This window comes from Afipia carboxidovorans OM5 (genome assembly GCF_000218565.1).
GTDB lineage: Bacteria > Pseudomonadota > Alphaproteobacteria > Rhizobiales > Xanthobacteraceae > Afipia > Afipia carboxidovorans.
Map to the genome: position 1 here is coordinate 2,704,277 of NC_015684.1, position 25,419 is coordinate 2,729,695.

At 63.0% G+C, this 25,419-nt stretch carries 26 protein-coding genes and 2 riboswitches; of the genes, 11 read left to right on the forward strand and 15 right to left on the reverse strand.

Annotated features, from left to right (window positions below):
- Nucleotides 1-28: 28 nt before the first annotated feature.
- Nucleotides 29-862, forward strand: a complete 834-nt coding sequence (locus OCA5_RS12855; protein WP_012562597.1) for a universal stress protein — start codon at nt 29-31, stop codon at nt 860-862.
- A gap of 162 nt (nt 863-1,024) precedes the next feature.
- Here the strand turns inward: OCA5_RS12855 and alaS are convergent, their stop codons facing one another.
- On the reverse strand, nt 1,025-3,691 hold the full coding sequence (alaS, locus tag OCA5_RS12860; protein WP_041559562.1) for an alanine--tRNA ligase: 2,667 nt from the start codon (nt 3,689-3,691) through the stop codon (nt 1,025-1,027).
- Between the two features lie 197 nt (nt 3,692-3,888).
- Nucleotides 3,889-4,002, forward strand: a riboswitch (glycine riboswitch).
- 133 nt (nt 4,003-4,135) lie between these two features.
- Between alaS and gcvT the strand changes: the two genes are divergently transcribed.
- The 3 genes from gcvT (at nt 4,136) to gcvP (ending at nt 8,614) form a co-directional block, all read left to right on the forward strand.
- On the forward strand, nt 4,136-5,284 hold the full coding sequence (gcvT, locus tag OCA5_RS12865) for a glycine cleavage system aminomethyltransferase GcvT (RefSeq protein ID WP_012562595.1): 1,149 nt from the start codon (nt 4,136-4,138) through the stop codon (nt 5,282-5,284).
- Between the two features lie 9 nt (nt 5,285-5,293).
- Entirely contained in the window at nt 5,294-5,659 is a 366-nt protein-coding gene (gcvH, locus tag OCA5_RS12870; protein ID WP_012562594.1) for a glycine cleavage system protein GcvH, read from the forward strand.
- A gap of 63 nt (nt 5,660-5,722) precedes the next feature.
- On the forward strand, nt 5,723-8,614 hold the full coding sequence (gcvP, locus tag OCA5_RS12875) for an aminomethyl-transferring glycine dehydrogenase (RefSeq protein WP_012562593.1): 2,892 nt from the start codon (nt 5,723-5,725) through the stop codon (nt 8,612-8,614).
- 365 nt (nt 8,615-8,979) lie between these two features.
- Here gcvP and recA read toward each other — a convergent pair whose 3' ends face one another.
- Nucleotides 8,980-10,062 carry a recombinase RecA gene (gene recA / locus OCA5_RS12880; protein ID WP_012562592.1) on the reverse strand — a complete coding sequence of 361 codons (1,083 nt, stop codon included), beginning with the start codon at nt 10,060-10,062 and terminating at the stop codon, nt 8,980-8,982.
- Between the two features lie 653 nt (nt 10,063-10,715).
- Between recA and OCA5_RS12885 the strand changes: the two genes are divergently transcribed.
- Nucleotides 10,716-11,048 (forward strand): YnfA family protein, encoded by a 333-nt coding sequence (locus OCA5_RS12885; protein ID WP_012562589.1) that lies wholly within the window; start codon nt 10,716-10,718, stop codon nt 11,046-11,048.
- A gap of 26 nt (nt 11,049-11,074) precedes the next feature.
- Here the strand turns inward: OCA5_RS12885 and crcB are convergent, their stop codons facing one another.
- From crcB to OCA5_RS12900, 3 genes are all read right to left on the reverse strand, one after another.
- Entirely contained in the window at nt 11,075-11,458 is a 384-nt protein-coding gene (crcB, locus tag OCA5_RS12890) for a fluoride efflux transporter CrcB (protein ID WP_013913252.1), read from the reverse strand.
- Between the two features lie 234 nt (nt 11,459-11,692).
- Nucleotides 11,693-11,754, reverse strand: a riboswitch (Fluoride riboswitch).
- Nucleotides 11,755-11,797: 43 nt separating this feature from the next.
- Nucleotides 11,798-11,959, reverse strand: coding sequence for a Flp family type IVb pilin (locus OCA5_RS12895; RefSeq protein ID WP_012562587.1), 162 nt, complete (start codon nt 11,957-11,959; stop codon nt 11,798-11,800).
- A gap of 211 nt (nt 11,960-12,170) precedes the next feature.
- A complete protein-coding gene (locus OCA5_RS12900) occupies nt 12,171-13,583 on the reverse strand; it encodes a Spy/CpxP family protein refolding chaperone (RefSeq protein WP_012562586.1) in 1,413 nt (470 codons plus the stop codon).
- Between the two features lie 12 nt (nt 13,584-13,595).
- Between OCA5_RS12900 and OCA5_RS19510 the strand changes: the two genes are divergently transcribed.
- Both OCA5_RS19510 and OCA5_RS12905 read left to right on the forward strand, forming a co-directional pair.
- Nucleotides 13,596-14,063, forward strand: a complete 468-nt coding sequence (locus OCA5_RS19510) for a hypothetical protein (protein ID WP_244396152.1) — start codon at nt 13,596-13,598, stop codon at nt 14,061-14,063.
- Between the two features lie 247 nt (nt 14,064-14,310).
- Entirely contained in the window at nt 14,311-14,502 is a 192-nt protein-coding gene (locus tag OCA5_RS12905; RefSeq protein WP_012562584.1) for a hypothetical protein, read from the forward strand.
- Between the two features lie 241 nt (nt 14,503-14,743).
- On the opposite strand, the gene OCA5_RS12910 is transcribed toward OCA5_RS12905, so the two are convergent.
- Nucleotides 14,744-15,037, reverse strand: a complete 294-nt coding sequence (locus tag OCA5_RS12910) for a hypothetical protein (protein WP_012562582.1) — start codon at nt 15,035-15,037, stop codon at nt 14,744-14,746.
- 284 nt (nt 15,038-15,321) lie between these two features.
- Between OCA5_RS12910 and OCA5_RS12915 the strand changes: the two genes are divergently transcribed.
- Together OCA5_RS12915 and OCA5_RS12920 are read left to right on the forward strand one after the other, a co-directional pair.
- Complete coding sequence (locus OCA5_RS12915; RefSeq protein WP_012562581.1) at nt 15,322-16,557, forward strand: GNAT family N-acetyltransferase; 1,236 nt, start codon at nt 15,322-15,324, stop codon at nt 16,555-16,557.
- Complete coding sequence (locus tag OCA5_RS12920) at nt 16,554-17,495, forward strand: cupin-like domain-containing protein (protein ID WP_012562580.1); 942 nt, start codon at nt 16,554-16,556, stop codon at nt 17,493-17,495. The genes OCA5_RS12915 and OCA5_RS12920 overlap by 4 nt, the downstream gene beginning before the upstream one ends.
- A 4-nt stretch (nt 17,496-17,499) precedes the next feature.
- On the opposite strand, the gene OCA5_RS12925 is transcribed toward OCA5_RS12920, so the two are convergent.
- The 8 genes from OCA5_RS12925 to OCA5_RS12955 all read right to left on the reverse strand — a co-directional run bounded on the left by OCA5_RS12925 (nt 17,500) and on the right by OCA5_RS12955 (nt 22,363).
- On the reverse strand, nt 17,500-18,156 hold the full coding sequence (locus OCA5_RS12925) for a DsbA family oxidoreductase (protein ID WP_012562579.1): 657 nt from the start codon (nt 18,154-18,156) through the stop codon (nt 17,500-17,502).
- A gap of 60 nt (nt 18,157-18,216) precedes the next feature.
- Nucleotides 18,217-18,987: an SET domain-containing protein gene (locus OCA5_RS12930; RefSeq protein ID WP_012562578.1), complete on the reverse strand. Its 771-nt coding sequence runs from the start codon at nt 18,985-18,987 to the stop codon at nt 18,217-18,219.
- Between the two features lie 131 nt (nt 18,988-19,118).
- Entirely contained in the window at nt 19,119-20,324 is a 1,206-nt protein-coding gene (locus OCA5_RS12935) for a multidrug effflux MFS transporter (RefSeq protein WP_013913254.1), read from the reverse strand.
- A gap of 186 nt (nt 20,325-20,510) precedes the next feature.
- On the reverse strand, nt 20,511-21,011 hold the full coding sequence (locus tag OCA5_RS12940; protein ID WP_012562576.1) for an SRPBCC domain-containing protein: 501 nt from the start codon (nt 21,009-21,011) through the stop codon (nt 20,511-20,513).
- A gap of 9 nt (nt 21,012-21,020) precedes the next feature.
- Nucleotides 21,021-21,434: a VOC family protein gene (locus tag OCA5_RS12945; protein WP_012562575.1), complete on the reverse strand. Its 414-nt coding sequence runs from the start codon at nt 21,432-21,434 to the stop codon at nt 21,021-21,023.
- Nucleotides 21,435-21,482: 48 nt separating this feature from the next.
- Complete coding sequence (locus OCA5_RS19515; protein WP_013913255.1) at nt 21,483-21,755, reverse strand: SRPBCC family protein; 273 nt, start codon at nt 21,753-21,755, stop codon at nt 21,483-21,485.
- Entirely contained in the window at nt 21,637-21,996 is a 360-nt protein-coding gene (locus OCA5_RS12950; RefSeq protein WP_244405959.1) for an SRPBCC family protein, read from the reverse strand. Before OCA5_RS12950 ends, OCA5_RS19515 begins: the two co-directional genes overlap by 119 nt.
- Nucleotides 21,983-22,363, reverse strand: a complete 381-nt coding sequence (locus OCA5_RS12955; protein WP_012562572.1) for an ArsR/SmtB family transcription factor — start codon at nt 22,361-22,363, stop codon at nt 21,983-21,985. Before OCA5_RS12955 ends, OCA5_RS12950 begins: the two co-directional genes overlap by 14 nt.
- 88 nt (nt 22,364-22,451) lie before the next feature.
- Here OCA5_RS12955 and OCA5_RS12960 point away from each other — a divergent pair, with 88 nt between their 5' ends.
- Nucleotides 22,452-23,126, forward strand: coding sequence for a glutathione S-transferase family protein (locus OCA5_RS12960; RefSeq protein ID WP_012562571.1), 675 nt, complete (start codon nt 22,452-22,454; stop codon nt 23,124-23,126).
- On the opposite strand, the gene OCA5_RS12965 is transcribed toward OCA5_RS12960, so the two are convergent.
- Nucleotides 23,104-24,750 (reverse strand): fumarate hydratase, encoded by a 1,647-nt coding sequence (locus OCA5_RS12965; RefSeq protein ID WP_012562570.1) that lies wholly within the window; start codon nt 24,748-24,750, stop codon nt 23,104-23,106. The genes OCA5_RS12960 and OCA5_RS12965 overlap by 23 nt on opposite strands.
- Before the next feature lie 160 nt (nt 24,751-24,910).
- Between OCA5_RS12965 and OCA5_RS12970 the strand changes: the two genes are divergently transcribed.
- Complete coding sequence (locus tag OCA5_RS12970) at nt 24,911-25,381, forward strand: hypothetical protein (protein ID WP_012562569.1); 471 nt, start codon at nt 24,911-24,913, stop codon at nt 25,379-25,381.
- Nucleotides 25,382-25,419 lie beyond the last annotated feature (38 nt).

Below are 25,419 nucleotides of genomic sequence, written 5' to 3' on the forward strand. Positions count from 1 at the left end.
ATTGCAACCAGTCGATTGGAGGCAGCCCGTGATTAAAGATCTCACTCTCAAGCTCGAAACCGACGCGGCCCGTGACCGTTCGCTCAATTACGCGATCTCGGTGGCCGAAGTTTTTGGTGCGCATGTGACGGCGATGGCCTCCAGCGACCCGATCACCTTTGCCCAATACCCAATTCCGGCGATGCCCGAGACGGTCATTGCCAACATCCGAGCGGAAAAGGAGCGCGAGGCCCGCGCTGCGATCGCGCGCTTCGAGGAAGCCGCGAAGGGCCGCGGCATTTCCTACGAGCACGAGATCGTCACCCACCGCCTGCCGCAGTCGGCGGAAGCCTTCGCGGTCAAGGCGCGCCGCGCCGATCTCAGTATCGTCCAGCAGATGGAGAACACGGACGAGGACAACGAGATCGTCATCGAGACCGTGCTGTTCGATTCTGGCCGGCCGGTGCTGATCGTGCCTTATATCCAGAAGGAAGGGTTGAAGCTCGACCACGTCGTGTGCTGCTGGGACGGCAGCGCGACCGCGGCACGCGCGGTCAACGACGCCCTGCCGTTCCTGACGCGGGCGAAGAATGTCGACATCCTCATCATCTCAAACGAGAAGACCGAGGACCCGCGTCATCAGGCAAGCGGCGAGGGCATCGTCAAGCACCTTGCCCGCCACGGCATCGCAACCCAACTGAAGGTCCAGCAGGCGCCCGACTCGAGCGTCGCTAGCGCCATCCTGTCCTATGCCGCCGATCAAGGCAGCGATCTTATCGTGATGGGTGGCTACGGCCATTCGCGCCTGCGCGAATTCATTCTCGGCGGCGCGACCCGCAGCATCCTCGCTTCGATGACGGTGCCCGTCCTTATGTCGCATTAAAAGGACGAAGCTGGCGTCGCAATAGAGACGCTTGTCTGCCTCTTCGTCATGGCCGGGCTTGTCCCGGCCATCCACGCCCTTTCTTAGCTGAAATGTCGCGAGGACGTGGATGCCCGGCATAGTGCCGGGCATGACGGATCAAGCCAACGACAACATCCTGACTCAGGCGCCCATCGCGGCTTCGATGGCTTTCAACGCCGCATCGGCCTTCGAGCCATCCGGCCCGCCCGCCTGCGCCATGTCTGGCTTGCCGCCGCCACCCTTGCCGCCGAGCACCTCGGATGCCTTGCGCACCAGATCGACCGCATTGAACCGGGACGTCAGGTCCGGCGTCACGCCGACAACGACGCTCGCCTTGCCGTCCTCGCTTGTCGCCACCAGCGCAACAACGCCGGAGCCGAGTTGCTTCTTGCCCTGATCAGCCAGGCTCTTGAGGTCCTTGACCTCGATGCCTTGCACAGCGCGAGCGAGCAGTTTCACGTCGCCGACATTGCGGACATCGGACGCGGCCGTCGAGCCGTTTCCACCTGCCCCGCCACCCATGGCGAGTTTCTTGCGCGCATCCGACAGATCGCGCTCGAGCTTCTTACGCTCCTCGACAAGCGCCGCGACCCGCGCCGGCATGTCCTCAAGCGTGGTCTTGAGTTCTGCGGCCGCCGCCTTCGCCGTTTCGATGCTGTGGTTCGCGGCATGGCGTGCCGCGCGGCCAGTCAGCGCCTCGATACGGCGCACGCCGGACGCAACGGCGCTTTCGCCCGTGATGGAGACAAGGCCGATGTCGCCGGTGCGCTTCACATGCGTGCCGCCGCACAGTTCGACCGACCAGCCGAGTGCGTTGCCGCTGGTCTGCCCCATCGAGACGACACGCACTTCGTCACCGTATTTTTCACCGAACAACGCCCGCGCGCCCGAGGAGCGCGCATCGTCGAGGCCCATCAGTCGCGTCGTTACTTCGCTGTTCTGAAGCACGATGTCGTTGGCGATGTCCTCGATGCGACGCAGCTCGTCGGCCGCAATCGGCTTGGTGTGCGCGAAGTCGAAGCGCAGCCGCTCCGGCGACACAAGCGAGCCGCGCTGGGCGATATGATCGCCGAGCACCTGCCGCAGCGCCTCGTGCAGAAGATGCGTTGCAGAATGGTTGGCGCGGATGGCGCCGCGGCGCGTGTGATCGACTTCGAGCTGCAGCGCCGCACCCTTCTTCAGGGCGCCCTGCTCCAGCGTTCCGACATGGACGAACAGATCGCCCGCCTTCTTCTGCGTGTCGGTGACGCGGAAACGTACGCCGCCGTCGCCGGTGAGAATGCCAGTGTCGCCGACCTGACCACCGGACTCGCCATAGAACGGCGTCTGATTCAGCACCACAGCAGCAGCATCGCCTGCGTTCAGGCTGTCGACAACAGCACCATCCTTGACGAGCGCCGTCACCACGCCTTCGGCGATCTCGGTATCGTAGCCGAGAAATTCAGTCGCACCGAGCTCCTCATGCAGCGGAAACCAGACCTTCTCGGCCGCAGCATCGCCGGAGCCCGCCCATGAGGCGCGCGCTTTCGCCTTCTGCTGCTCCATCGCATCGGTGAAGGAGGCAAGATCGACATGGATGCCGCGCGTACGCAGCGCATCCTGCGTAAGGTCGAGCGGAAAACCATAAGTATCGTACAGCGTGAACGCGGTTTCGCCGTCGAACATATCGCCCGGCTTCAGCGATGCGCTTTTCTCGTCAAGGATCGCAAGACCGCGGTCGAGCGTCTTGCGGAAGCGCGTCTCCTCAAGCTTCAGCGTCTCCTCAACCAACGATTCCGCGCGGACGAGTTCGGGGTAAGCCTGCCCCATCTCGCGCACCAGCGCCCAGACGAGGCGGTACATCAACGGCTCTTTCGCGCCGAGAAGCTGCGCATGGCGCATCGCGCGGCGCATGATCCGGCGCAGCACATAGCCGCGGCCCTCGTTCGAAGGCAGCACGCCGTCGGCGATCAGGAACGACGAGGCGCGCAGATGGTCGGCGATCACCCGCAGCGACGCCTTCTGCGGACCATGCGGATCAGTGCCGGTGAGGTCCGAGATCGCGCGGATCAGCGCGACGAACAGATCGATCTCGTAATTGTCGTGCTTGCCCTGCAGCACGGCGGCCATGCGCTCAAGGCCCATGCCGGTGTCGATCGAGGGATGCGGCAACGGCGTGCGCACGCCACCCGCCGTCTGCTCGAACTGCATGAACACGAGATTCCAGATCTCGATGAAACGGTCGCCGTCTTCATCAGGCGAGCCGGGAGGGCCACCCGGCACCTTGTCGCCATGGTCGAAGAAGATTTCCGAGCACGGCCCGCACGGGCCGGTGTCGCCCATCTGCCAGAAATTGTCGGAGGTCGCGATGCGGATCACCTTGGAATCCGGCAGGCCCGCGATCTTCTTCCACAGTGAGGCCGCCTCGTCGTCCTCGGAGAACACCGTCACCAGCAGGCGATCCTTCGGAAGACCGAACTCCTTGGTGATGAGCGTCCAGGCGAGTTCTATCGCACGATCCTTGAAGTAGTTGCCGAACGAGAAGTTGCCCAGCATCTCGAAGAAGGTGTGGTGGCGGGCGGTATAGCCGACATTGTCGAGGTCGTTGTGCTTGCCGCCGGCGCGGACACATTTCTGCGAGGTGGTCGCGCGCTGGTAGGGCAGCTTTTCAAGACCAGTGAAGACGTTCTTGAACTGCACCATGCCCGCATTGGTGAACATCAGGGTCGGGTCATTGCGCGGAACCAGCGGCGAGGACGGGACGATTTCGTGCCCGTTTTTCGCGAAAAAGTTCAGAAAGCTAGACCTGATCTCGTTAACGCCGCTCATAACCGTCCAATCGACCTTGCGAATCCGTGCCGGACCATGCCGCGTAAAATGCAGATTTTCCACGCCGCTTTTAGACGGGGGACGCCGCCCTTGTCCACAAAGCGGGCGGCGCAAACGGCCTGCCGTTAGGAGAAGATGGGCGTCCCGCGGCCGCGTTGACAGTCCCGGAATCCCATGATCTGGTCCGCGGGACAGCTACCCGCCAATCGGGAGAGACTGGCCGCTTTGAACTGCATCGCAGCGAAAGGCAGGCCGGCGCCGAAGGAGCAACCGCCCCGGAAACTCTCAGGCAAAAGGACCGTGTGCGGGACGACACATCTGGAAAGAGATACGGCCGGCAACGGCGCGGTATCCGCCGACGGGATAATACTCTCAGGCGCAGCGACAGGTGGGGCTTCGGCAGGGTTTCCGGCAATTTAGCCGGTGAGCCCACAGGAGCATCCGATGTCTGCGCAGCCCGGCCCGTCCTCCCTGAAGCAGGTCCCCCTTCACGCCCTGCACGTCTCCCGCGGTGGCAAGATGGTGCCGTTCGCAGGCTATGAGATGCCGGTGCAGTATGCCGCCGGTGTCCTCAAGGAGCATCTCCACACTCGCGCCTCTGCCGGCTTGTTCGATGTCTCGCATATGGGCCAGATCATGCTGCGGCCCAAGTCGGGCCGGGTCGAGGATGCGGCCGCGGCGCTCGAACGGCTGGTGCCGCAGGATATTCTGGGCATCGCCCCCGGCCGCCAGCGCTACGCACTTTTCACCAACGAGGACGGCGGCATTCTCGACGACCTGATGGTGGCGAATTTTGGTGACGCTCTGTTTCTGGTGGTCAACGCCGCCTGCAAGGACGCCGACGAGGCGCATCTGCGCGCCCATCTTTCCTCCACCTGCGAGATCGTTCCGCTGACCGATCGTGCGCTGATCGCCTTGCAGGGTCCGAAGGCGGTCGCCGTGCTTGAGAAGCTCGACCCCACGATTTCCGCGATGCGGTTCATGGATAGCGGTCCGCGCACCCTGCTCGGCATCCCCTGCTTCGTCTCACGCTCCGGCTACACCGGCGAGGACGGGTTCGAAATTTCGGTCCCGGCCGCGGACGCCGAGCGACTGGTAACGACTCTGCTCGCCGACCCGGCGGTGCTGCCGATCGGCCTTGGCGCGCGCGACAGCCTGCGGCTCGAAGCAGGCCTCTGCCTCTACGGCCACGACATCGACACCACCACGACGCCGATCGAGGGCGCCCTCGAATGGGCGATCCAGAAAGCCCGTCGCAAGGGCGGCGCTCGCGAAGGCGGGTTTCCCGGCGCCGATACCATTCTGCGCCAGCTTGCGGAAGGCGCCCCGCGCCGCCGTGTCGGCCTCAAGGCTGAAGGCCGCGCGCCGGTGCGCGAGGATGCGCCTCTGTTCGCGGACGCTTCCTCCACCAACAGGCTTGGCCGCGTCACCTCGGGCGGGTTCGGCCCGAGCGTCAACGGCCCCGTGGCGATGGGTTACGTGCCCACCCCGCTCGCGAGCGCCGGCACGGCCCTTGTCACCGAACTGCGCGGAAGCCGCCTGCCCATGCAGGTGGTGAAGCTGCCTTTCGTTGCTCCCACCTATCAACGCTGAGAGAAACCCATGACCACGCTTTTCACCTCCGACCATGAATGGCTGCAGATCGAGGGCGACACCGCCACGATCGGCATCACCGACTTCGCGCAGAACCAGCTCGGCGACGTCGTGTTTGTCGAACTGCCGAAAGCCGGCCGCAGCCTGAAGAAAGGCGAGACGGCGGCAACCGTGGAAAGCGTCAAGGCAGCTTCCGACGTCTATGCGCCGGTTTCAGGCGAAGTCGTCGAGGCGAACGAGGCGCTCGCCGCAGACCCCTCGCTCATCAATTCCGACCCGCAAGGCAAGGCATGGTTCTTCAAGCTCAAGCTCGCCGACAAGGGCGAACTGGAAGGGCTGATGGATGAGGCCGCTTACAAGGCGCAGACGGAGTAATTTTTCGTCATGGCCGGGCCTGTCCCGGCCATCAACGTCTTGGCTGCAAAGAGGAAGGCGTAAATGCCCGGCATAAAGCCAGGCATGACGATGGAGCAAGAGATGGAGCAAGGCATGACCGTCGAACCTGCGATCGATTTCGCCCGCCGCCACATCGGCCCATCGGCGCGTGATGTCGCATCGATGCTGGAGACCGTCGGCGCGCCAAGCCTCGATGCGCTAATCGATGAAGCACTGCCGGCAGCGATCCGCCTTAACCGGCCGCTCGATCTGCCGCCGCCCGCAAGCGAAGCGGATGCGCTCACCCACATGCGCGAGCTTGCCGCGCAGAACCAGATCTTCACCTCGCTGATAGGCCAAGGCTATTCCGGCACGATCCTGCCCACGGTGATCCTGCGCAACATTCTCGAAAACCCGGCCTGGTACACGGCCTACACGCCCTACCAGCCGGAAATCAGCCAGGGGCGGCTCGAGGCGCTGTTCAACTTCCAGACCATGATCTGCGACCTGACCGGGCTTGATGTCGCTAACGCCTCGCTGCTCGACGAGGCGACCGCCGCGGCGGAAGCGATGGCGCTCGCCGAGCGCGCCGGCAACACAAAAAGCAGTGCGTTCTTCGTCGACCGCAACGTGCACCCGCAGACGCTTGCCGTGCTGCGCACGCGCGCGGAGCCGCTCGGCTGGACGCTCATCGTCGGCGATCCCATGCATGACCTGGACAGTGCAGATGTATTCGGCGCGCTGTTTCAATATCCCGGCACGGACGGTGCCATCACCGACATTCGTCCCGCCATCGCGGCGCTGCATGCCAAGGGCGGCGTCGCCGTCGTTGCAGCCGACATTCTGTCGCTCACGCTCATCGCCTCGCCCGGCGAACTCGGCGCCGACATCGCGATCGGCTCGACGCAGCGTTTCGGCGTGCCGATGGGTTATGGCGGCCCGCACGCGGCCTACATGGCGGTGAAGGATACGTTCAAGCGCGCACTGCCCGGCCGCCTTGTCGGGCTGTCGGTCGATTCACGAGGGCAGCCGGCCTATCGCCTCGCGCTGCAGACGCGCGAGCAGCATATCCGCCGTGAAAAAGCGACTTCAAACATCTGCACCGCGCAGGTGCTGCTCGCTGTGATCTCGTCGATGTACGCGGTCTATCACGGCCCCGAAGGACTCGTGCACATCGCACGCACCGTGCATCGCCGCGCCGCGGCGCTTGCAGCCGGCCTGCGCCGGCTCGGTTTCAAGCCGGCGAACGAAAACTTCTTCGACACCGTGACGGTGACAGCGGAAGGCGCGCAACGCGCGGACATTCTCTCCCGCGCGCAGGCTGAGCGCCTCAACCTGCGGATCGGCAAGACGACGCTCGGCATCGCACTCGACGAGACGACGACGTCTGCAACCGTCGAGGCGGTATGGCGCGCGTTCGGCGGCGCGCTCGATTATGCCGAGATCGAGCGTGACGCAGTGGACACGCTGCCCGCGTCACTCGCGCGCACCGGGGCTTTCCTGACGCACCCGGTGTTTCACGCTTATCGCTCCGAGACAGAACTATTGCGCTATATGCGTCGGCTTTCCGACCGCGACCTCGCGCTCGACCGCGCGATGATCCCGCTCGGCTCCTGCACCATGAAGCTCAACGCCACCACGGAAATGATCCCGCTGACGTGGCCCGAGTTCGGCAACATTCACCCATTCGTGCCGAAGAGCCAGGCGGCGGGCTATCACGCGCTGTTCGCGCGGCTGGAGCAATGGCTCGCGGAAATCACCGGCTATGATGCGGTGTCGTTGCAGCCGAACTCCGGCGCGCAGGGCGAGTATGCGGGATTGCTCGCGATCCGCAGTTACCACGCCGCGCGCGGCGAGGCGAAACGCGACGTCTGCCTGATCCCTGCCTCCGCACACGGCACCAATCCCGCCTCGGCCAGCATGGCCGGCATGAAGGTCGTGGTCGTTGCATGCGACACCAACGGCAATGTCGATGTCGCCGACCTGCGCAAAAAGGCCGAGACGCATGCCGACACGCTCGCGGCGATCATGATCACCTACCCGTCCACCCACGGCGTGTTCGAGGAAGCGATCCGCGAGATCTGCGACATCGTCCACGCCCATGGCGGGCAGGTCTATCTCGACGGCGCCAACCTCAATGCGCAGGTCGGCCTCGCGCGCCCCGGCGATTATGGCGCCGACGTGAGCCACCTGAACCTCCACAAGACTTTCTGCATCCCGCATGGCGGCGGCGGCCCCGGCATGGGGCCGATCGGCGTCAAGAAACACCTCGCGCCGTTCCTGCCGCTGGTGAACGGCGAAGACATCGGGGCAGTGAGCGCAGCGCCTTACGGCTCGGCCTCGATCCTTGTGATTTCCTATCTCTACATCCTGATGATGGGCGCGAAGGGACTGCGTCACGCCACTGAAGCTGCGATCCTCAATGCCAACTACATCGCGAAGCGTCTCGATGCACATTTCCCGGTGCTCTACCGCAATCATAACGGCCGCGTCGCGCACGAATGCATCGTCGATCCACGCCCGCTGAAGACAACTTGCGGCGTCACCGTGGACGACATCGCCAAGCGGCTGATCGACTATGGCTTCCACGCGCCAACCATGAGCTTCCCGGTCCCCGGCACGCTGATGATCGAACCAACCGAATCCGAGTCGAAGGCCGAGATCGATCGCTTCTGTGACGCGATGATCGCTATCCGGCGCGAGATCGCGCAGGTCGAAGCCGGCGAATTCCCGATCGAAGCATCGCCTCTGCGTTACGCGCCGCACACCGTGCACGACATCGCCGACGACAACTGGCAGCGGCCTTATGTGCGTGCACAGGGCTGCTTCCCCGATGATCGCTCCCGACAGGACAAATACTGGTCGCCGGTCGGCCGCGTCGACAATGTCTATGGCGACCGCAACCTTGTCTGCTCCTGCCCGCCAGTCAGCACTTACGCACAGGCGGCGGAGTAAGCACTCCTCACTGGCGTCATGCCCGACTTTATGCCGGGCATCCACGTCTTTCTTTCAAGTGTGGCCAAGACGTAGATGGCCGGGACATAGGCGAGCGGAAGCGACGCCGTTCTTCGAACGGCTATGCCCGGTCATGAAAGCTTTGGGAGTTACAATATTCAAAAAACAAAACGGGCCCTGAGGATGTCGGCAACTCAACATCCGCAGCGCCCGCCTTGCCTTCCGAAGGGCGATATTGCCGGAGCAAGGATTCCCGTCTTGCCCGCACCGCCCCAAAAACCTGAGATTCCTCGAGAGGCTCTCAAGTCCCGAAATAAATTCTGTCATGCGAGCCGCGATGCGCGCGCCCCGCACGCGAAGGACGATCAGTCCTCCGCCTCTTCGCCGTCCTCGCTCTCCTTCGGACCGGCAAGAATCTGCTCGGCGATCAGACCGGAGTTCTGCCGGATTGCGGCCTCAATCTTCGCCACCATGTCCGGATTGTCGCGCAGGAAGGACTTTGCGTTCTCACGGCCCTGGCCGAGGCGCTGGCTGTCATAGGAGAACCAGGCGCCGGACTTCTCGACGATGCCGGCCTTGACGCCGAGGTCAAGGATCTCGCCCATCTTGGAGACGCCCTCGCCGTACATGATGTCGAACTCGACCTGCTTGAAAGGCGGCGCGAGCTTGTTCTTCACCACCTTGACGCGGGTGGAGTTGCCGATCACCTCATCGCGCTCCTTGATCGCGCCGGTGCGGCGGATATCGAGGCGGACGGAGGCATAGAATTTTAGGGCGTTGCCGCCGGTCGTGGTTTCGGGCGAGCCATACATCACACCGATCTTCATGCGGATCTGGTTGATGAAGATCACCATGGTGTTCGATTTGTTGATCGAGGCGGTGAGCTTGCGCAGCGCCTGGCTCATCAGGCGCGCCTGCAGGCCCGGCAGCGAATCGCCCATCTCGCCTTCGAGTTCGGCGCGCGGCACCAGGGCAGCAACCGAATCGACGATCAGCACGTCCACCGCGCCGGAGCGCACCAGCGTATCAGCGATCTCGAGCGCCTGCTCGCCATGGTCGGGCTGGGAAATCAGGAGGTCATCGACATTGACGCCAAGCTTGCGGGCATAGACCGGGTCCAGCGCGTGCTCGGCGTCGATGAAGGCGCAGGTGCCGCCTTTCTTTTGCGCTTCGGCCACCGCGTGCAGCGCGAGCGTGGTCTTGCCGGAGGATTCGGGGCCGTAAATCTCGACGATGCGTCCCTTCGGCAGGCCGCCGACGCCGAGTGCAATGTCGAGCCCGAGGGAGCCGGAGGATATCACCTCGATATCCATCGAGCGGTCGTTCTTGCCGAGCCGCATCACGGAGCCTTTGCCGAACTGGCGCTCGATTTGCGACAGCGCGGCCGTCAGGGCCTTGGTCTTGTCCATCGACGTTCCTTCAACGATACGCAGGGCGGCTGGGGCCATGGGTTCACTCCTTATGTACGGGATTCGCCGGCCGGACAAAGGCTTCCCTGAAGCGGCGGACCGGAATCGCTGAAAACATCCGATGGAGTGAATGTACCCTATTTGTTCCTTGTTCGCAATATGTTCTTTTTGGCTTGGCGGCACTGAGCGGTTTAACTCTCAGGTGGCTTCCCTGGCGCAGCCATAAAGGGCTTTCGGTCGATGCATTAACAAATGTGGCAGAGCTTTCTGCCTTGCCGGCACATACTCCAGCATCACCGCACGACCCGTGGCATCTATCGGTGATGAGATCGCCGGTTGCGCTCCCGTCCAATTCAAACGGAGGGAGCACCAATGATGCGTCCTTACAATTCACCCGATCCAGTCGAAAAAACCTTCATCACGGTGGGTATGGTTGCAGCCGCCGTATTCGTTATGACGGTCGCCTATAGCTTCTTCTTCCTGCGATGACGCCGATGACGACATCGCGGACAGAAAGTGATCCGCGCGAGAATCGAAGCCCGCGCAAATTGAGAACTGGCCGCCTTCTCGTCGGCGTCATGGTCTTCGATATCGTTCAAATCGCGCGTCAACTGTGCCTTTGAACAGCTCTTGTCGATCCCAACCACCCGCAACCCTGTATTATCCTGCCAGAATCGGACGAGGGGACTCCCGTGACATCGCTGGCGGCATTTGTCGGTGCGGCGCTGATGGAGATCGGCGGCTGCTTTGCGTTCTGGGCCTGGCTACGACTCGGCCAGTCGCCGCTGTGGCTCATCCCGGGCATGGCCGCGCTGGCGCTGTTCGCCTACCTCCTCACGCTGGTCGATAGTCCGCTCGCCGGCCGGGCCTATGCCGCCTATGGCGGCATCTACATCGCCAGCGCGCTCGTGTGGGGATGGGCGATGGAAGGCCACCGGCCGGATCGCTGGGACGTTGCAGGCGCCACCATCTGCCTCATCGGCATGGCAGTGATCCTGTTCGGTCCAAGGCCCGCTGCTCTGTAGAACCGCTACAAGCGCGCCCTACCCGCTCACGCCATCGTCCGCACGACATGCATCGCGCCAATGAGCGCGCCGACCGACAGCACCACCGAGCCGACCATATAGGCGGCGGTGGCGACAAGCTCGCCCCGCTCGATCAGATAGAACGAATCGAGCGAGAAGGTGGAGAATGTGGTGTAGCCGCCGCAAATCCCGACCGTGAGAAATATCCGCGCCGCCTGCGGCAGATTCCATCGTGTCGCGAACAGGCCGGCCAGCACGCCCATCAGAAACGAGCCGGTGATATTGATGATCAGCGTGCCCCATGGGAAGTCCGTGCCAAACAGCTTGCCCGCGCCGATGCCGACCAGATAGCGCGCCACCGAGCCGAGTGCGCCGCCGACCGCGACCGCCAGAATAAAACTCACATTCACGTCCGTTTCCTCATCGCTCATTCGGCCGTGCCAGAAGCACGCCGAACATCATCCATCATCGCCGAACCCGTATCCGCAGCACGCGGATACGCAACGATCGTTAGGCCCGGCCAAGCCGACGCCCGGAGTGCGATGGCAGCGAATGAGGAAGCCTCGAGCGAGGTACCCAGCCTTTGTCATGCACCCATCCCGGATGCATCGCTGGGGGAGGACAAGCCCTACCCGACGCGAAAGCGTCCGGTAGGAGTCATCAGCCTTGCGGCGGTTATCGGGGGAACTCCATCCCCATCAACAATGTCTGAAAACTAGCGGCCGCAGCCGGCCAACGCAAGCGAGCGGCTATTGCACGCTGGTGCGGATCATCTCGTACTTTCCGTTCAACGCCGAGCCGAGATTGTTGACCGCGACGATGATGACGACCGCGATCCCTGCCGCGATCATGGCATACTCGATCGAGGTGGCGCCGGACTGATCCCGAAGGAAGCGTTTGAGCGTTTTCATGGCGAGGCAGCCTACCGGCGACCCCTCAAGGCCCGGTAAACAGAACCGGACAATTTTACCAGATTATTGAGAAAATCCGGCGGCGGGAGCAAGCGTGGCCTGCCCGCGATGCGATATAACGGCCATGCCTCCAAAGGGCCCTCGCCTAAGTAGCTGCTCAGGAAACTATCGTTCCCCGAGAAGCCCGGCAGCCACACCGTCCCCCGCCGACTCAGCGCACGACGGTGATGATGTGGCGAAGCACATTCTCCATGCCGCCGGGAAGACCGTGGTGAGTACGGCGGCTATGGCGGCGGCTCTTGCGTGCGGCGGGCTTCTCCTCCGGCTCCGCCTCTGCCTCGTTCAGCTCCGCGCTGCGGGCGGGACCAATCGCCTCGAACTGCGCCTTCTGCTCGTCGCTCAGCGTGCCGTAGAAATCGTTGAGCGCCGCGTGAACCGATTTCACCGCGCCGAGCAACGCATCGAGCCGCTGGCCCGCCGCCGCAAGCCGCGCGGGCGGGGTCAGCGCCGCGGACGGCTGACAGGTCGCCTTGAGCGACTCCGCCGCCTTGAAGGTCGCATCCTGCAGCGCGGTCAGTTTGGCACGCTGCTCCTCGTTCGGCTGCAGCCGCTTGTTGATCTCGTCAGTCGGCCAGGCGACGGCATCCGACAGCGAGGTGATGCCGCAACTCTGGTCGGCATTTGCGCTTTCGGTTTTCGCAGGCTGGGGGTTACGCGGCGCAAGCGCCGTGAGCTTCGCCTTCTGCTCGTCGTTCAGGAGGCTGTAGAACTTCTCCATCGCGGGCTGGATGATATCGAGGCCTGCCTTCATCGCCTCGATCCGCTGCTCCATGCTGGCCAGCCGGCCGGGCGCGGTGAGCGCAAGGCTCGTGGGGCAGGCCGCACGGATGGTCTCGGCTGCCTTCACCGAAGCGTTGGCAAGCTCATCGAGCGTGGCGCGCTGCGCATCGTCAGGCGAGATCGCCTGCTGGATCTTGTCGATCGGCAGACCCGCGATATCGCCGCTATCAGCGCCGCACATCCGGGCGAGTTCGTCACCCTCGTGAACTCTGGCCTGATCCTTGGCCGGAGCGGAAGATGAACCGGAGCCGGACCTCGCTGCGGTGGTCGTGGCGCGGCGCTGCGAGGGCAGATAGCCAGTCAGCGTATCGTAGCCATAGGGCGAGAACAGCCCGGCATAGATATCGCCGTAGCCATAATCCCAGAACGCGTAGCCGTCGTCGTAGCCCCAGAAGCCATAGTCGTAGAGGTCGTAATAGGCGAACGGCCAGAACAGCGGGCCGACCCAGCCATAGCCGCCCCGGCCATGTCGCCACCAGCCGCGGTGATGATGATGACGGCGGCCGTTATGCCAGCCGGCCGTTGCTGCACTCGCCACCAGTGCGGCGCGTGCAGCCGGATTGCGCAGCGCATTGCGGTTGCCGAGCGCGCCCCGCACCTCGCGCGACCGCAGACCCTGGCGCACCGCATTCGCCCGCGGCGAATTCAGACGTGCCGCGCGGTTCACATTCCCACGATTGACGTTTGCAATGCCCATCCCCGCCCGCTGCGGAGATACACCGCGGGTTGCATTGCGCGGCATGCGGTTGGCGCGGCTCGCAGCACGGTTGCCGCGATTGCCCATCGAACGCACGGTATGCCCGCGCGGGCCAGCGAAGTGGCGGCTGCCCCCTCGGAAATGGCGCCCGCCGAACTGCCGCGGGGCATTGAACTGCCGCGGCGCCGAGAAGTGACGCCCGCCGCCAAAATGACGTGGACCTGCAAAATTACGTGGAGCTCCATGGAATTGGCGGGCGCCGCCGAAGTTGCGCGGACCGCCAAAGCTGCGGGGAGCGCTGCCGAAATGGCGGGCACCACCGCCCTGGAAACTTCTCGCTCCGCCAAAGTGGCCGCCGCCACCACCGCCGACGCGCGCGCCCATATGAACACCACCACCACCGCCAGGCCCACCGCGCGGTCGAGCGAAAGAATCAATCGAAAAGACCATCAACAGCACGGCCGCAACAGCCGCGACCTTAAGCACACGTTGCATCGCTCACGTCTCGTTGTCGGGACGATCCCAAGCCCACCACTTCACATCGTTCTCAATTGTGGAAAACCCTAATAGTTCCTGCGGCAGGCAGCATCTTTGTCGCAGCTCGCACGTTTGCATGCACGTTGTGGGATACCAGATTCATCACGCTGCATTGATGAGCGCATGAAAGCGAATGACTTCCATGCGGCACTTTTGGACTCGCGTTTTGAAATTCGCGTGCCCATACTGTTTGCATCACCGCTGGCTTCGAGCCGCTGCCGGTGACTGAGAGACCCTTGAGCTCCCGCCCTGTTGTCGAATGTGGGGAGATGCTCGCATGAACGACCGGCCTTCGGATATTCCGTTCAACTGGAAAGCTATTGTCGCCCAAGTGCGCGCCGACGCCGACGCTGCTCCTGCCGGCCAGGTGCGCGACAAGCTGTTGGAGCGCGCGGCCCAACTCGAAATTTCGGCTCATACCGAGGGTTGGCTGAACGCCTCCGACCTGCGCCCGCCGAGCGAGCACTGAACTCGCCGGCTCATGGCGGCGCCGACAATCTGCCGGGGCCAGCCTGAACGAGACCGCAACAACATTCTTGAGCATCCCGCCGTGGCGAGCATTCCGTCATGGCGCTTTAGCTACGCGCGCGCGGACGTGCACTTTAAGCACGTCGCGACCGTGATCGCACCGAGACAGCGTCGTCAATGGCTGTTCGCGGTCTCACCCGCGAACGACAACCGCACTTCATGAAAAGGAAAAATGCCGTGCGTCAGTGCACGGACTTGCCGGCGTTCTTCGACTTCTTGCCGGAAGCCCCGGAGTCGGAGGCACGCACATTGGCCCAGGGATCGTTGCTCGCCTTCTGGGCCGGCACCGTAGACTGAGCGTCACGCGCAGCCTTTTCCAGTGCTTCGGCCCGCGCCTTTTCTTCCGGCGAAACCGGCTTCGCCGCGCCGAACTGGAAGCCCGGTGTCGGCATGCCCTGCGCCATGGCGGACGCGCCCGGCAAGGCAATCATTGCGGCAGCCGCCAGACAGGCGGCGAAAAAATCCTGTCTTTTCATGGAAGAACTCTCCAATCCCGAGGGCTTATAGCAAAACCCGGACGGCGGTCCAAGCACCCCGGACAGCCAAGCATCTGGAACCCCGCGCCCCGAGAGAGCGAAGCCGCACACGATCGCTTGATGGCCTGGTGTGCTCGCGCGAGATCGCGCGTGGTTAAGGAGCACCTAAACCCATCGCTTAAATCCTGCCAGTCGCTCCAAGCCAATGTTGAAACCTCGCGGCTAGGTTTCAGAGGCCGTCAGGTGCGCCACGCACGGCGTCTCGCGGCTGGGATTTTCGGGACGTGACCGACACAACGCACGCTGCCTCTCTTGAAGGCCAAAGCCGTACGCCGCCTTTGCTCGGCGCGCAGGAGCCTGCACGCGCGCGCGTGACCACACCGGCACAACTCTCTCCTGCCCGCGCCATTCCGCTCGCGAGCGTTCCGATCGACGCCTGGCAGATGCTTGGCGAGCGCGCCGCGGAGCCCAACGGCTACTACCTGCCGGAATGGGCGCTGGCGGAAAACACCTACGCCGCGCGACGGGCGAATGCGCGCGCGCTGTGCAGCTTCGACGAGCGCGGCGCGCTGATCGGCCTCATTCCGCATGTCTCCGCGCTGCGTGCCTATCAATTGCCTCTGCCCGCGCTTGTCACCGCCGACGTCTATCCGCCGTTTACGCTTCCTCTCGTCGATCGCGACAAGTCCGACGAGGCGCTGAGCGACATGATGCAGCAGGCCCGTGACAGCGGCGCACGCTCACTGATCCTGCGCGATACGTCAATCGAAGGCCCCACCCTGCAGGCATTCACCCGCGTGCTCGCCCGGACCGGTCTGGAGCCTATCGTCCTGCGCGCCCATCGCCGCGCTCTGCTCGATGCCACGCGCGATGCCGACACGCTCCTGCATGAGGCGCTCGGCTCCAAGAAGCTCAAGGAGTTGCGGCGGCAGCGCAGCCGGCTCGGTGATATCGGCGAGGTAACCTACAAGGTCGCGTCCACGGTCGAGGACATCGTTCCCGCGCTCGAAGTCTTCTTCCAGCTCGAGGCCAGCGGCTGGAAAGGCCGGCGGGGCACTGCGCTGTCACAGAATGCCGACAACCTCACCTTCGTCCGCCACGCGGTGCATGACATGGCCGCGCGTGGACACTGCGAGATCGTTTCGCTTTATGCCGGAACGACGCCGGTTGCCGCCGCCATGGTGCTGCGCCATCTCGATCGCGCCTTCTATCTCAAGATGGGCGTCGACGAGCGTTTCGCCAAATACTCGCCGGGCGTTCAGCTCACGCTCGACCTCACCCGGCAGATGTGCGCCGACCCGGCGATCGCAAGCGTCGATTCCACCGCCGATCCCGGGCACCCGATGATCGATCCGATCTGGCGTGCGCGGCTCGCCATTGGCGACGTGCTGATCCCGCTTCGCCACAACGACCCATTCATTCCCGTAATCCGCGCGGCCATCGCCTTGCGCCGCGCTGCTTTGTTGCCCGCCCGCAAGGCCGTCCGTCTCCTGCGAAAAATAAAGGACATTCGCCAATGAATGCCGCGACCCACGTTGCTCCGATCATCATGGCCGAGAACGATTCTCTCGTTCGCGACTTTCCGCTGCGACCGTTTGCGATCCGCCACATGCTGGCAGGTCATCCGCTGCTCACGCTACCGCGCATCGCAGAGCTTGCCGCCACGCTGCCGCGCGATCTCATCGAATACAATTCCGGCGCCGCTGCCCTCAGTCAGGATCCCTCCAGCGTGCCGGCGGTCGATCTCGATCCCGTCGAGATCGTCAACCGTATTGAGACCGCCGGCGCGTGGATGGTGCTGAAGCGGATCGACACCTCTCCGGCCTATCGTGCGCTCCTGACGGATACGCTGCTGTCGGTAGCCCGTGCACGCGGCTTCGATAGTCTCGAGGCGGCGGGGTTCTCGCAGATCGAAGGCTTTCTGTTCGTCTCCTCGCCAAACTCGACGACGCCGTTCCATCTCGACGCCGAGGACAATTTCTTCGTGCAGATCCATGGCGAGAAAATCTTCGCGATCTTCGACAACAACGATGGCACGATCGCCGACGAGGCGCAGATCGAACACGCGACCGCCGAGCATCGCAACCTGCCCTATAACGACAGCTTCGAGCCGCGCGGGACGCATTTCGATCTGCTGCCGGGCGACGGCTGCTACGTTCCCTACACATGGCCGCACTGGGTGAGGACGGCACGCTCCTACTCGATCTCCATGGCAATCACCTGGAAGACCGACGAAGTGCGCCGGCTCAACGACCTGCGTGTAGTGAACTCGATGCTGCGCCGGGTCGGCGCGCCGCAGGCAGCACCCGGACAGAGTCCGACCTGGGATGCGCTCAAGCTTGCCATCCTTCGCACCGGGCGCGGCGCGGTCGAGCCATTGCGCAAATCCGAGACCATGCGCCGTGTGCTGCGCCGGATCGCGCTCGGCAAGAATGCAAACTACTATCTGAAGGCGTGAGGCGTCAGCCCGCGTCGGCTTCCGCCGCAACCTGCCGGAACGCAGCCGCAAGCTGCTCCGGAGGCTGCGCGCCGGAGATCGCATAACGTGCGGCAAGCACGTAGGTCGGCACGCCGCTGATCCCCTTCTGAGAGGCCTCCGCAGCCTGCGCCTCAATCAGATCGATATCCTCATCCGTTGCGAGGCGGCGGCGCGTCTCGTCGGCGTCCAGGCCGACATCGGCAGCCGCCTGCACCAGCACGTCCCGCTCGGTCAGATCGCCGCCGTCGCGGAAGTAAAGCTCCATCAGCCGCTGCGTCATCGCGGCGGCCGCGTCAGACGCCCCGGCCCAATGGATCAGCCGGTGACAATCCAGCGTGTTCGGCTGGCGCTGCACACGTTCCGGATTGTATTGCAAACCCTCCTGCGCCGCCGCTTCGACCACGCGGTTTGCAATATCGCGATAGGCTTCGACCGAGCCGAATTTTGCGACGAGATAATCTTCCCGCGCCATGCCCTCGCGCGGCACCCACGCATTGAGCAGGAACGGATACCAGCTCACGGCAACGGGAACGTCCGGCACCAGCGCCAGCGCGCGCTCAAGGCGACGCTTGCCGATATAGCACCACGGGCAGACGACATCGGAAACGACATCGAGCCGAAGCGGATGGGATGACACCATGACGAGCCCTCGCGCTGAGACGCTCGGAAGATATGCGCGTGCGGGCCGGAAACAACCGCCTCAGGCGCCGAAACCACCGCCGCTTTTCGAAGCCGCTGGCGTTGCGCGTGCGGCGCCTGCCGCGCGTGGTCCAAGATTTGGTCCAAGGCGTGCACCGCTGCTCGCAGCACGGGCATAATCGGCTGTTCGGCGGCTCGAGGTACGGGCAGATTTTGCGGCGCTTGCAGTCTTGGAGGCCTTCGCCGATTTTGTCTTGGAAGACTTCTTGGAAGTCTTTGTCTCAGAAGTCTTGGTTGCGGCCTTACCCGCCGTCTTTGCCTTCGCCGGCTTGCCCTTGGTGGCAGGCTTGGCCGACTTGGTCTTGGCGGCCTTCTTCTTGTCCTTCGCCTTCACGGCCCGGGCCTCGACACGCAGCTTGGCGCGTTTCTTCTCGCAGGAGTCGCACTTGCACCCGATCGGCTTCAGGTATTCCTTGAAGTAGTCGGTACCGTAATCGTAGTTGATCTCATCGCCCGGCGCGATGTTTTTGATCGCGCGGATGAAGACGGTGCGCTTGCGCGTGTTGACATCGGATTCCGCGTTCGGACGGCAGGAATGGTTGATGTAGCGCGCGATGTTCTTGCGGACCGACCCGTCGATAGTCCAGCGGCCGTTGATCGCGAACAGGTACTTGTTCTCGATCGCATCATCCTTCTTCTTCCGGCAATCCAGCATGGGGCCAAAATAGCGGATGATCTTGGTACCCTTCTTGATCGGCTGAGTGGCGAACAGACCGAGCCCGGTCTTGGAGCGCCCGATCCGGTAGGGCTTATTCGACGAGATGACAGGCATGTGCAAACCGGCAGGAAGGAGAAAGTGGCTTAGTAGAGCGATTCCGGCATCATGTCATGCCTTTCGCGGCCCTCCGGAGGGCATTGCCGCGGCAGTCCCCATCTATTCGCACGGTTTGTGACGGTTCCGCGTCATTCCGCGAGCTGCGGCGCAGGTGCGTCACGTCGCAACGTGCCGAGGCTCAGAAGCAACGCACAAACGGCACAGGTGGCGATGATCGCCACCATCGGCAGCGGCTTGCCATCGAAGAACAGGCTCGCGAGCGCGATCACCGCCCCGCCCGTCACCATCTGCAGCGTGCCCGCGAGCGACGACGCGATGCCCGCGATCGGCCCATGGTCGTCAAGCGCCAGCACCATGGTGGTGGGAATGACGAGGCCGAGGAACGCAAATCCCATGAACAACAGCACCACCAACACCGCGAGGCTATCGACGCCGGCGAGCGTCACCCCGAGCAGCAGCAGCATGAACGCGGTGCAGCAGGCCGCCGCGGTGATCACCACACGCGACAGGCCAAAGCGTCGCCCAAGCGTTGCCGCAAGCTGCGACGCGCCGATGAAGCCGAAGGCATTCACGGAAAAGCCGAGGCTATATTGCGTCGGTGTCAGGCCGTAATGGTCGATATAGATAAACGACGAGCTTGCGAGGAACGCGAAGAAGCTCGCGATGCCGAACCCGCCGATGAAGGCCAGGCCCATAAAGCGCGAATTGGTCAGCAACTCCCCGAAACCCCGCAGCACGCTGCCCACGCTCGCTTCCAGACGCTGATGATGAAGCCGCGTCTCCGGCAGACACACGAGAATCAGGGCAAAGGCGAGCACCGCGGCAATCGCCACAGCGACGAACACCGCGCGCCAGCCGAACGGCACGATCAACGCACTGCCGGTGATCGGCGCGAGGATCGGCGACACGCTAAACACCAACATCACGAGCGACATCAATTGCGTCGCTTCATGACCGGTATGCAGGTCGCGGATCACCGCGCGCGGGATCACCATGCCTGCCGCCGCGCCGATGCCCTGCACCACGCGTGCCGCGATCAGCCACTCGACGCCCGGAGCCAGTGCGCAACCGATCGAGCCGATGATGAACAGCGCCAGCCCGAAATAAAGCGGCGGTTTGCGGCCGACCACATCCGAGAGCGGCCCGTACACAATCTGGCACAGGCCGAACGAGAAGAAGAACACCGTCAGCGTCATCTGCGTCGCGGCGGTTGAGGCCTTGAGGTCGCCCGAGATCGAAGGCAACGCCGGCAGATACATGTCGATCGCGAACGGCCCCACCGCGGAGAGCAGGCCGAGCACAATCGCGTTTCGGGTATAGGTCGCAGACGACACGGAGAAATCCTTCTGACCCGCCCGCAATGGCGGGAACAGACCAGTTTGCATTGATCTTGATGAACGCTGACCGGCCCCGCATGTGCGGGGCGTGACAGGCATCTAACTCAACTTCGCAATATTCCCAACAGCGATGACGAATTGTTGACCGCCATGGCTTTGCAGGCCGGCGGTATCTAGCAAGGCTCAACTCCCCTGCACATCCCTCGCAACCATCTGTACGACATAATCGGCCAGCCGATCGAAAGTCGAATTCCAGCCTTCACCATGCCCATCGCGATCGCCGATCGCGTGGAAGGGCGACTGGCGCATCGTCATCAATGTCTTGTCGCCGCGATCCTCGAAGGTGATGCTGACCAGCGTCTCGATCGTCGGGTGTTCGAGAAAGCGGTTCTGCTCCCACATGAAGGTGAACACCAACGTCGATGGCGGCACGATTTCCTTGAACACGCCGTACTGCCAGATCTCGATGCCGTCCTCCACCGACTTCAGGCAATTGCGCCATTTGCCGCCGATCCGCACGTCCATGTGCATTTCAACGGCCGGGTGATGGGTCGGCCCCCACCAGTGCATCGCATGCTTCGGATCGGTCCAGAGCTTGAAGACAAGCTCGCGCGGCGCATCGAATGTACGCGTGATGACAAGTTCACGCTCAGCGACGGGCAATGGGTTGGCAGATAATGGCATGGATGCCGCCTACACCGGCTTCTGGCAATTGATCATCCAGTTGGTGCCGAATTTGTCCACGAATGAGCCAAACCGCTGCGCCCAGAATGTCTCGCCGAGCGGCATGCCGACGGACTGAGCGCCTTCTGACAATCCTTTGTAAACCTGCTCGGCCTCTTCAACCGTATCAACATTCAAACTAACATCGAAACCCTGCGGCTTGTTATAGCGGCCGGGTCCGGCATCGGAGGCCATGATAACCTGATCGCCGATCGATAGACGGGCGTGCATGATGTGATGAGCAAATTCCGCCGGGAACTTCTCATCGCCCGGCATGTCCTTATAGGGCACCATCATCTCGATCTTTCCGCCCAGCACCCTCGCATAGAATTTGATCGCTTCTTCACATTGACCGTTGAAAAACAGATAGGGATTGATCTTCATGGGCGCGTCCTCCGACTGTGATTGATTGCACTGTGCAAGTACGCTGCGTCACTTTTGTGTCGCGAGATAGTCGTCGAGCTGATCGAAGGTGCCTCCGAAGCCCTGCTGCAGCGAATCGAACATACCCTCGAAGAAGGCGCACTCCTCCGCCGTCGCGCGGACCGGCTGGCTGCGCAATTCGAGCCTCGTCTTGCCGCCCTCGTCATGGAACGTGACAACGTTGCGGATCTGCCTGGGCCAGCTTTCGCTGAACGGTGCGCGGGTCACCTCGCCCGCATCGTTCGAGAACAAATTCACGAACACGATACGTTCGGGCTTCACCCAGTTCCTCGTAGTGGAAAATACCCCACCAGATTTGGCCATCCGGCATCCGCATCGAATAATGAAAGGTGCCGCCGGACGACGCATCAAGCGTCTCGACTTCGATGGCGCAGCCTTTCGGCCCCCACCATTCTTCCAGCGCCTCTCGCTCCGTCCAGGCCTTCCACACCACATCGCGCGGCGCGTTGAAGATGCGGGTCACGGTGAACGGCGTCACGCTCACGGATTCATTTGCGGTCATTTTTGCGCCTCTTGCGTTTTGTCGGTTTGGGTTTGTCCGGCGTTGCATCCGCTGACTGCAGGCGTTCCAGATAGGCATCGAGCCGGTCGAAGCTCGCCTCCCAGAACTTGCGATAGAAATCGATCCAGCTTGCCGCCTCTTTCAAAGGCGCGGCTTCGAGCTTGCACGGCCGCCACTGCGCGTTGCGCCCGCGCGTAATCAACCCTGCCCCTTCCAGCACCTTGAGATGCTTGGAGACAGCGGGAAGGCTCATATCGAACGGCGCGGCGAGATCGTTCACCGATGTCTCGCCAAGCGCGAGGCGCGCCAGAATGGCCCGCCGCGTCGGGTCGGCCAGTGCGGAAAAGGTGCTGGAAAGACGGTCCATTTGGGTAGATCTCATATTTAACTTATAGGTTAATTATGATATAAGGACCGTTGCGTCAAGCCGATGTTTTGTCGGGAGCAGCGTCACCATGACCGTCATCATCATCACCACCTTTGAGAAGTCACCGGATCGAGGCGCGGGACTGGCGCGCGACACGCGCGTTCGCTGGGCGCTTGAGGAAGTGGGACAGCCTTACGAGGTTCGTCCCGTCTCATTCCGCGCAATGAAGGAGCTGGCGCATCTGGCGCTGCATCCGTTCGGCCAGATTCCAACCTATGAGGAAGGCAATCTCACGCTGTTCGAGACAGGGGCGATCGTCTTTCACATCGCCGAGCAACATGCGGGCCTCCTGCCCCGCGATGCCAATGCGCAGGCGCGCGCGATCACGTGGATGTTTGCCGCGCTCAACACGATAGAACCGCCAATTCTTGAACTTGTGAACGCCAAGCTGCTGGAGAGCGATAAGCCCTGGAATAAGGAGCGCATGCCGTTACTCAGGAATCGCGTTCGCGACCGGCTGAAGCAGCTATCAGTTTATCTTGGTGAATCGAACTGGCTCGATGGCGCATTCAGCGCCGGCGACCTGATGATGGTGTCGGTGCTGCTCAGGCTGAAATCGTCGGGCCTTCTGAACGAATACCCGAACCTGGCGGCCTATGTCGCGCGCGGAGAAGCGCGGCCCGCCTACAAGCGCGCGTTCGACGCTCAGCTCGCGCTTTACATGGCAAGCCAGCAATCCGTCAGCCCAGATTCAACTCCTTGAAGAAATCGTTGCCCTTGTCATCGATGATGATGAAGGCCGGGAAATCGACAACCTCGATGCGCCAGATCGCTTCCATCCCGAGTTCGGGATACTCCACAACCTCGACCTTCTTGATGCAATGTTCGGCGAGATTCGCCGCCGAGCCGCCGACCGAGCCGAGATAGAAGCCGCCATACTTCTGGCAGGCATCGCGCACCACGTTGGCGCGGTTGCCCTTGGCAAGCATCACCAGCGAACCGCCCGCCGCCTGAAACTGATCGACGAACGAATCCATGCGCCCTGCCGTAGTCGGTCCGAACGACCCCGATGCATAGCCCTCCGGCGTCTTCGCGGGCCCAGCGTAATAGATCGGATGGTTCTTGAAATAATCCGGCAGCGGCTCGCCTTTCTCCAGCCGCTCGCGCAGCTTGGCGTGGGCAAGGTCGCGCGCGACGATGATGGTGCCGGTGAGCGCCAGCCGCGTCTTCACCGGATACTGCGTCAGCGTTGCGAGGATGTCTTTCATCGGGCGGTTGAGATCGATCTTGACCGGGTCGCCGCCGAGCTGGCCCTCGACCTCCGGCAGATATTTTGCCGGGTTGTGCTCGAGCTCCTCGAGATAGACGCCGTCCCTGGTGATCTTGCCGAGTACCTGGCGGTCGGCCGAACACGAGACGCCGAGCCCGATCGGCAACGACGCGCCGTGGCGCGGCAGGCGGATCACCCGCACGTCGTGGCAGAAATATTTTCCGCCGAACTGCGCACCGACGCCCATCGACTGTGTCAGCTTCCAGATCTCCTGCTCCATCGCGAGATCGCGGAAGGCATGCGCATCTTCGCTGCCGCTGGTCGGCAACACATCGAGGTAACGCGCGGAGGCAAGCTTCACCGTTTTCATGGTGAGTTCGGCCGAGGTACCGCCGATGACGATCGCGAGGTGATACGGCGGGCACGCCGCGGTGCCGAGGGTGAGAATCTTTTCTTTCAGGAACGCCAGCATGCGGTCATGCGTCAGCAGCGCCGGCGTGCCCTGAAACAGGAAGCTCTTGTTCGCCGAGCCGCCGCCCTTCGCCATAAACATGAACTTGTAGGCGTCCTCACCCTCCGCATAAATCTCGCACTGCGCAGGCATGTTGTTGCGGGTGTTCTTCTCCTCGAACATCGAGATCGGCGCGAGCTGCGAATAGCGCAGATTGCGCTTGAGGTAGGCGTCGCGCGCGCCTTCCGAGAGCGCAGCCTCGTCGTCGCCCTCAGTGAAAACGCGCGAGCCCTTCTTGCCCATAATGATCGCGGTGCCGGTATCCTGACACATCGGCAGCACGCCACCGGCGGCGATGTTGGCGTTCTTGAGAAAATCAAAAGCTACGAACTTGTCGTTGTCGCTCGCCTCCGGGTCGTCGAGAATCTTGCGCAACTGCGCCAGATGGCCCGGCCGCAGATAATGGTTGATATCGACGAACGCGGCTTCCGCGAGGGTCTTCAGCGCCTCCCGCGACACCACCAGCATCTCTTTGCCCATAACCGTCTCGACCCGCACACCGTCGGACGAAATCTTCTTGTACGGCGTCTCGTCCTTCCCCAATGGAAACAGCGGGGTATGCTTGTAGGGCGGCACGGTGACCGGGGCAGCGAGAGGGGCGTTCATCTGAGCCTCACTGAAAAACGCAAGCGCGCGACAAATTTCGAAGAGTTCTAATCAGTTTTCATCGCCCCGGCAAAGGCATCCGAAAGTCTCCCGGCACGGGAAGCTCGCGCATTGAGGGCGGTCTCTTGCCCAAACCCCTCCCCCACGCTTCAATGCGGGTATGAAACCCGTTCGATGGACATCGCGCGTCACGGCCGCGGCGGCGCTTCTTGCTGCGCTTGGTGTCGCCACACCGGCCATGGCCGATCCGTGTGACGAACTCGCGCGTCAGCTTGCCGAGCAGATCGACGGCCTCAAGGTGGGTCAAGCACGCGGCGGTATCATCTACCTCGCACACCCGGCCGCCTCGGTCGTCTCGCTCGGCTGCCCCAGCCGCAACCGGCAGTCCGATTTCTATGCGGCGACACCGCAGAAGAAGCCGTCGACGGAATTCACTGCGCTGGTCGCGAGCGCCGTCGCGCAGATTTTTACGATACCCAAAAAAGACGCACTGCGCGGCGCCAAGCGCTGCCTCGATCGCATCGGCCTCATTCGCGGCAAGAACATCAAGACGCGCTATCGCAAGCTCGACATCCATTGCGCGCGCACCAAGACGGTGACGAACATCACCGTGTCGCGCGAGAAGGAATGATCAAGGGCGCTGGCGATGGACCGTCACCGGCAGTGACA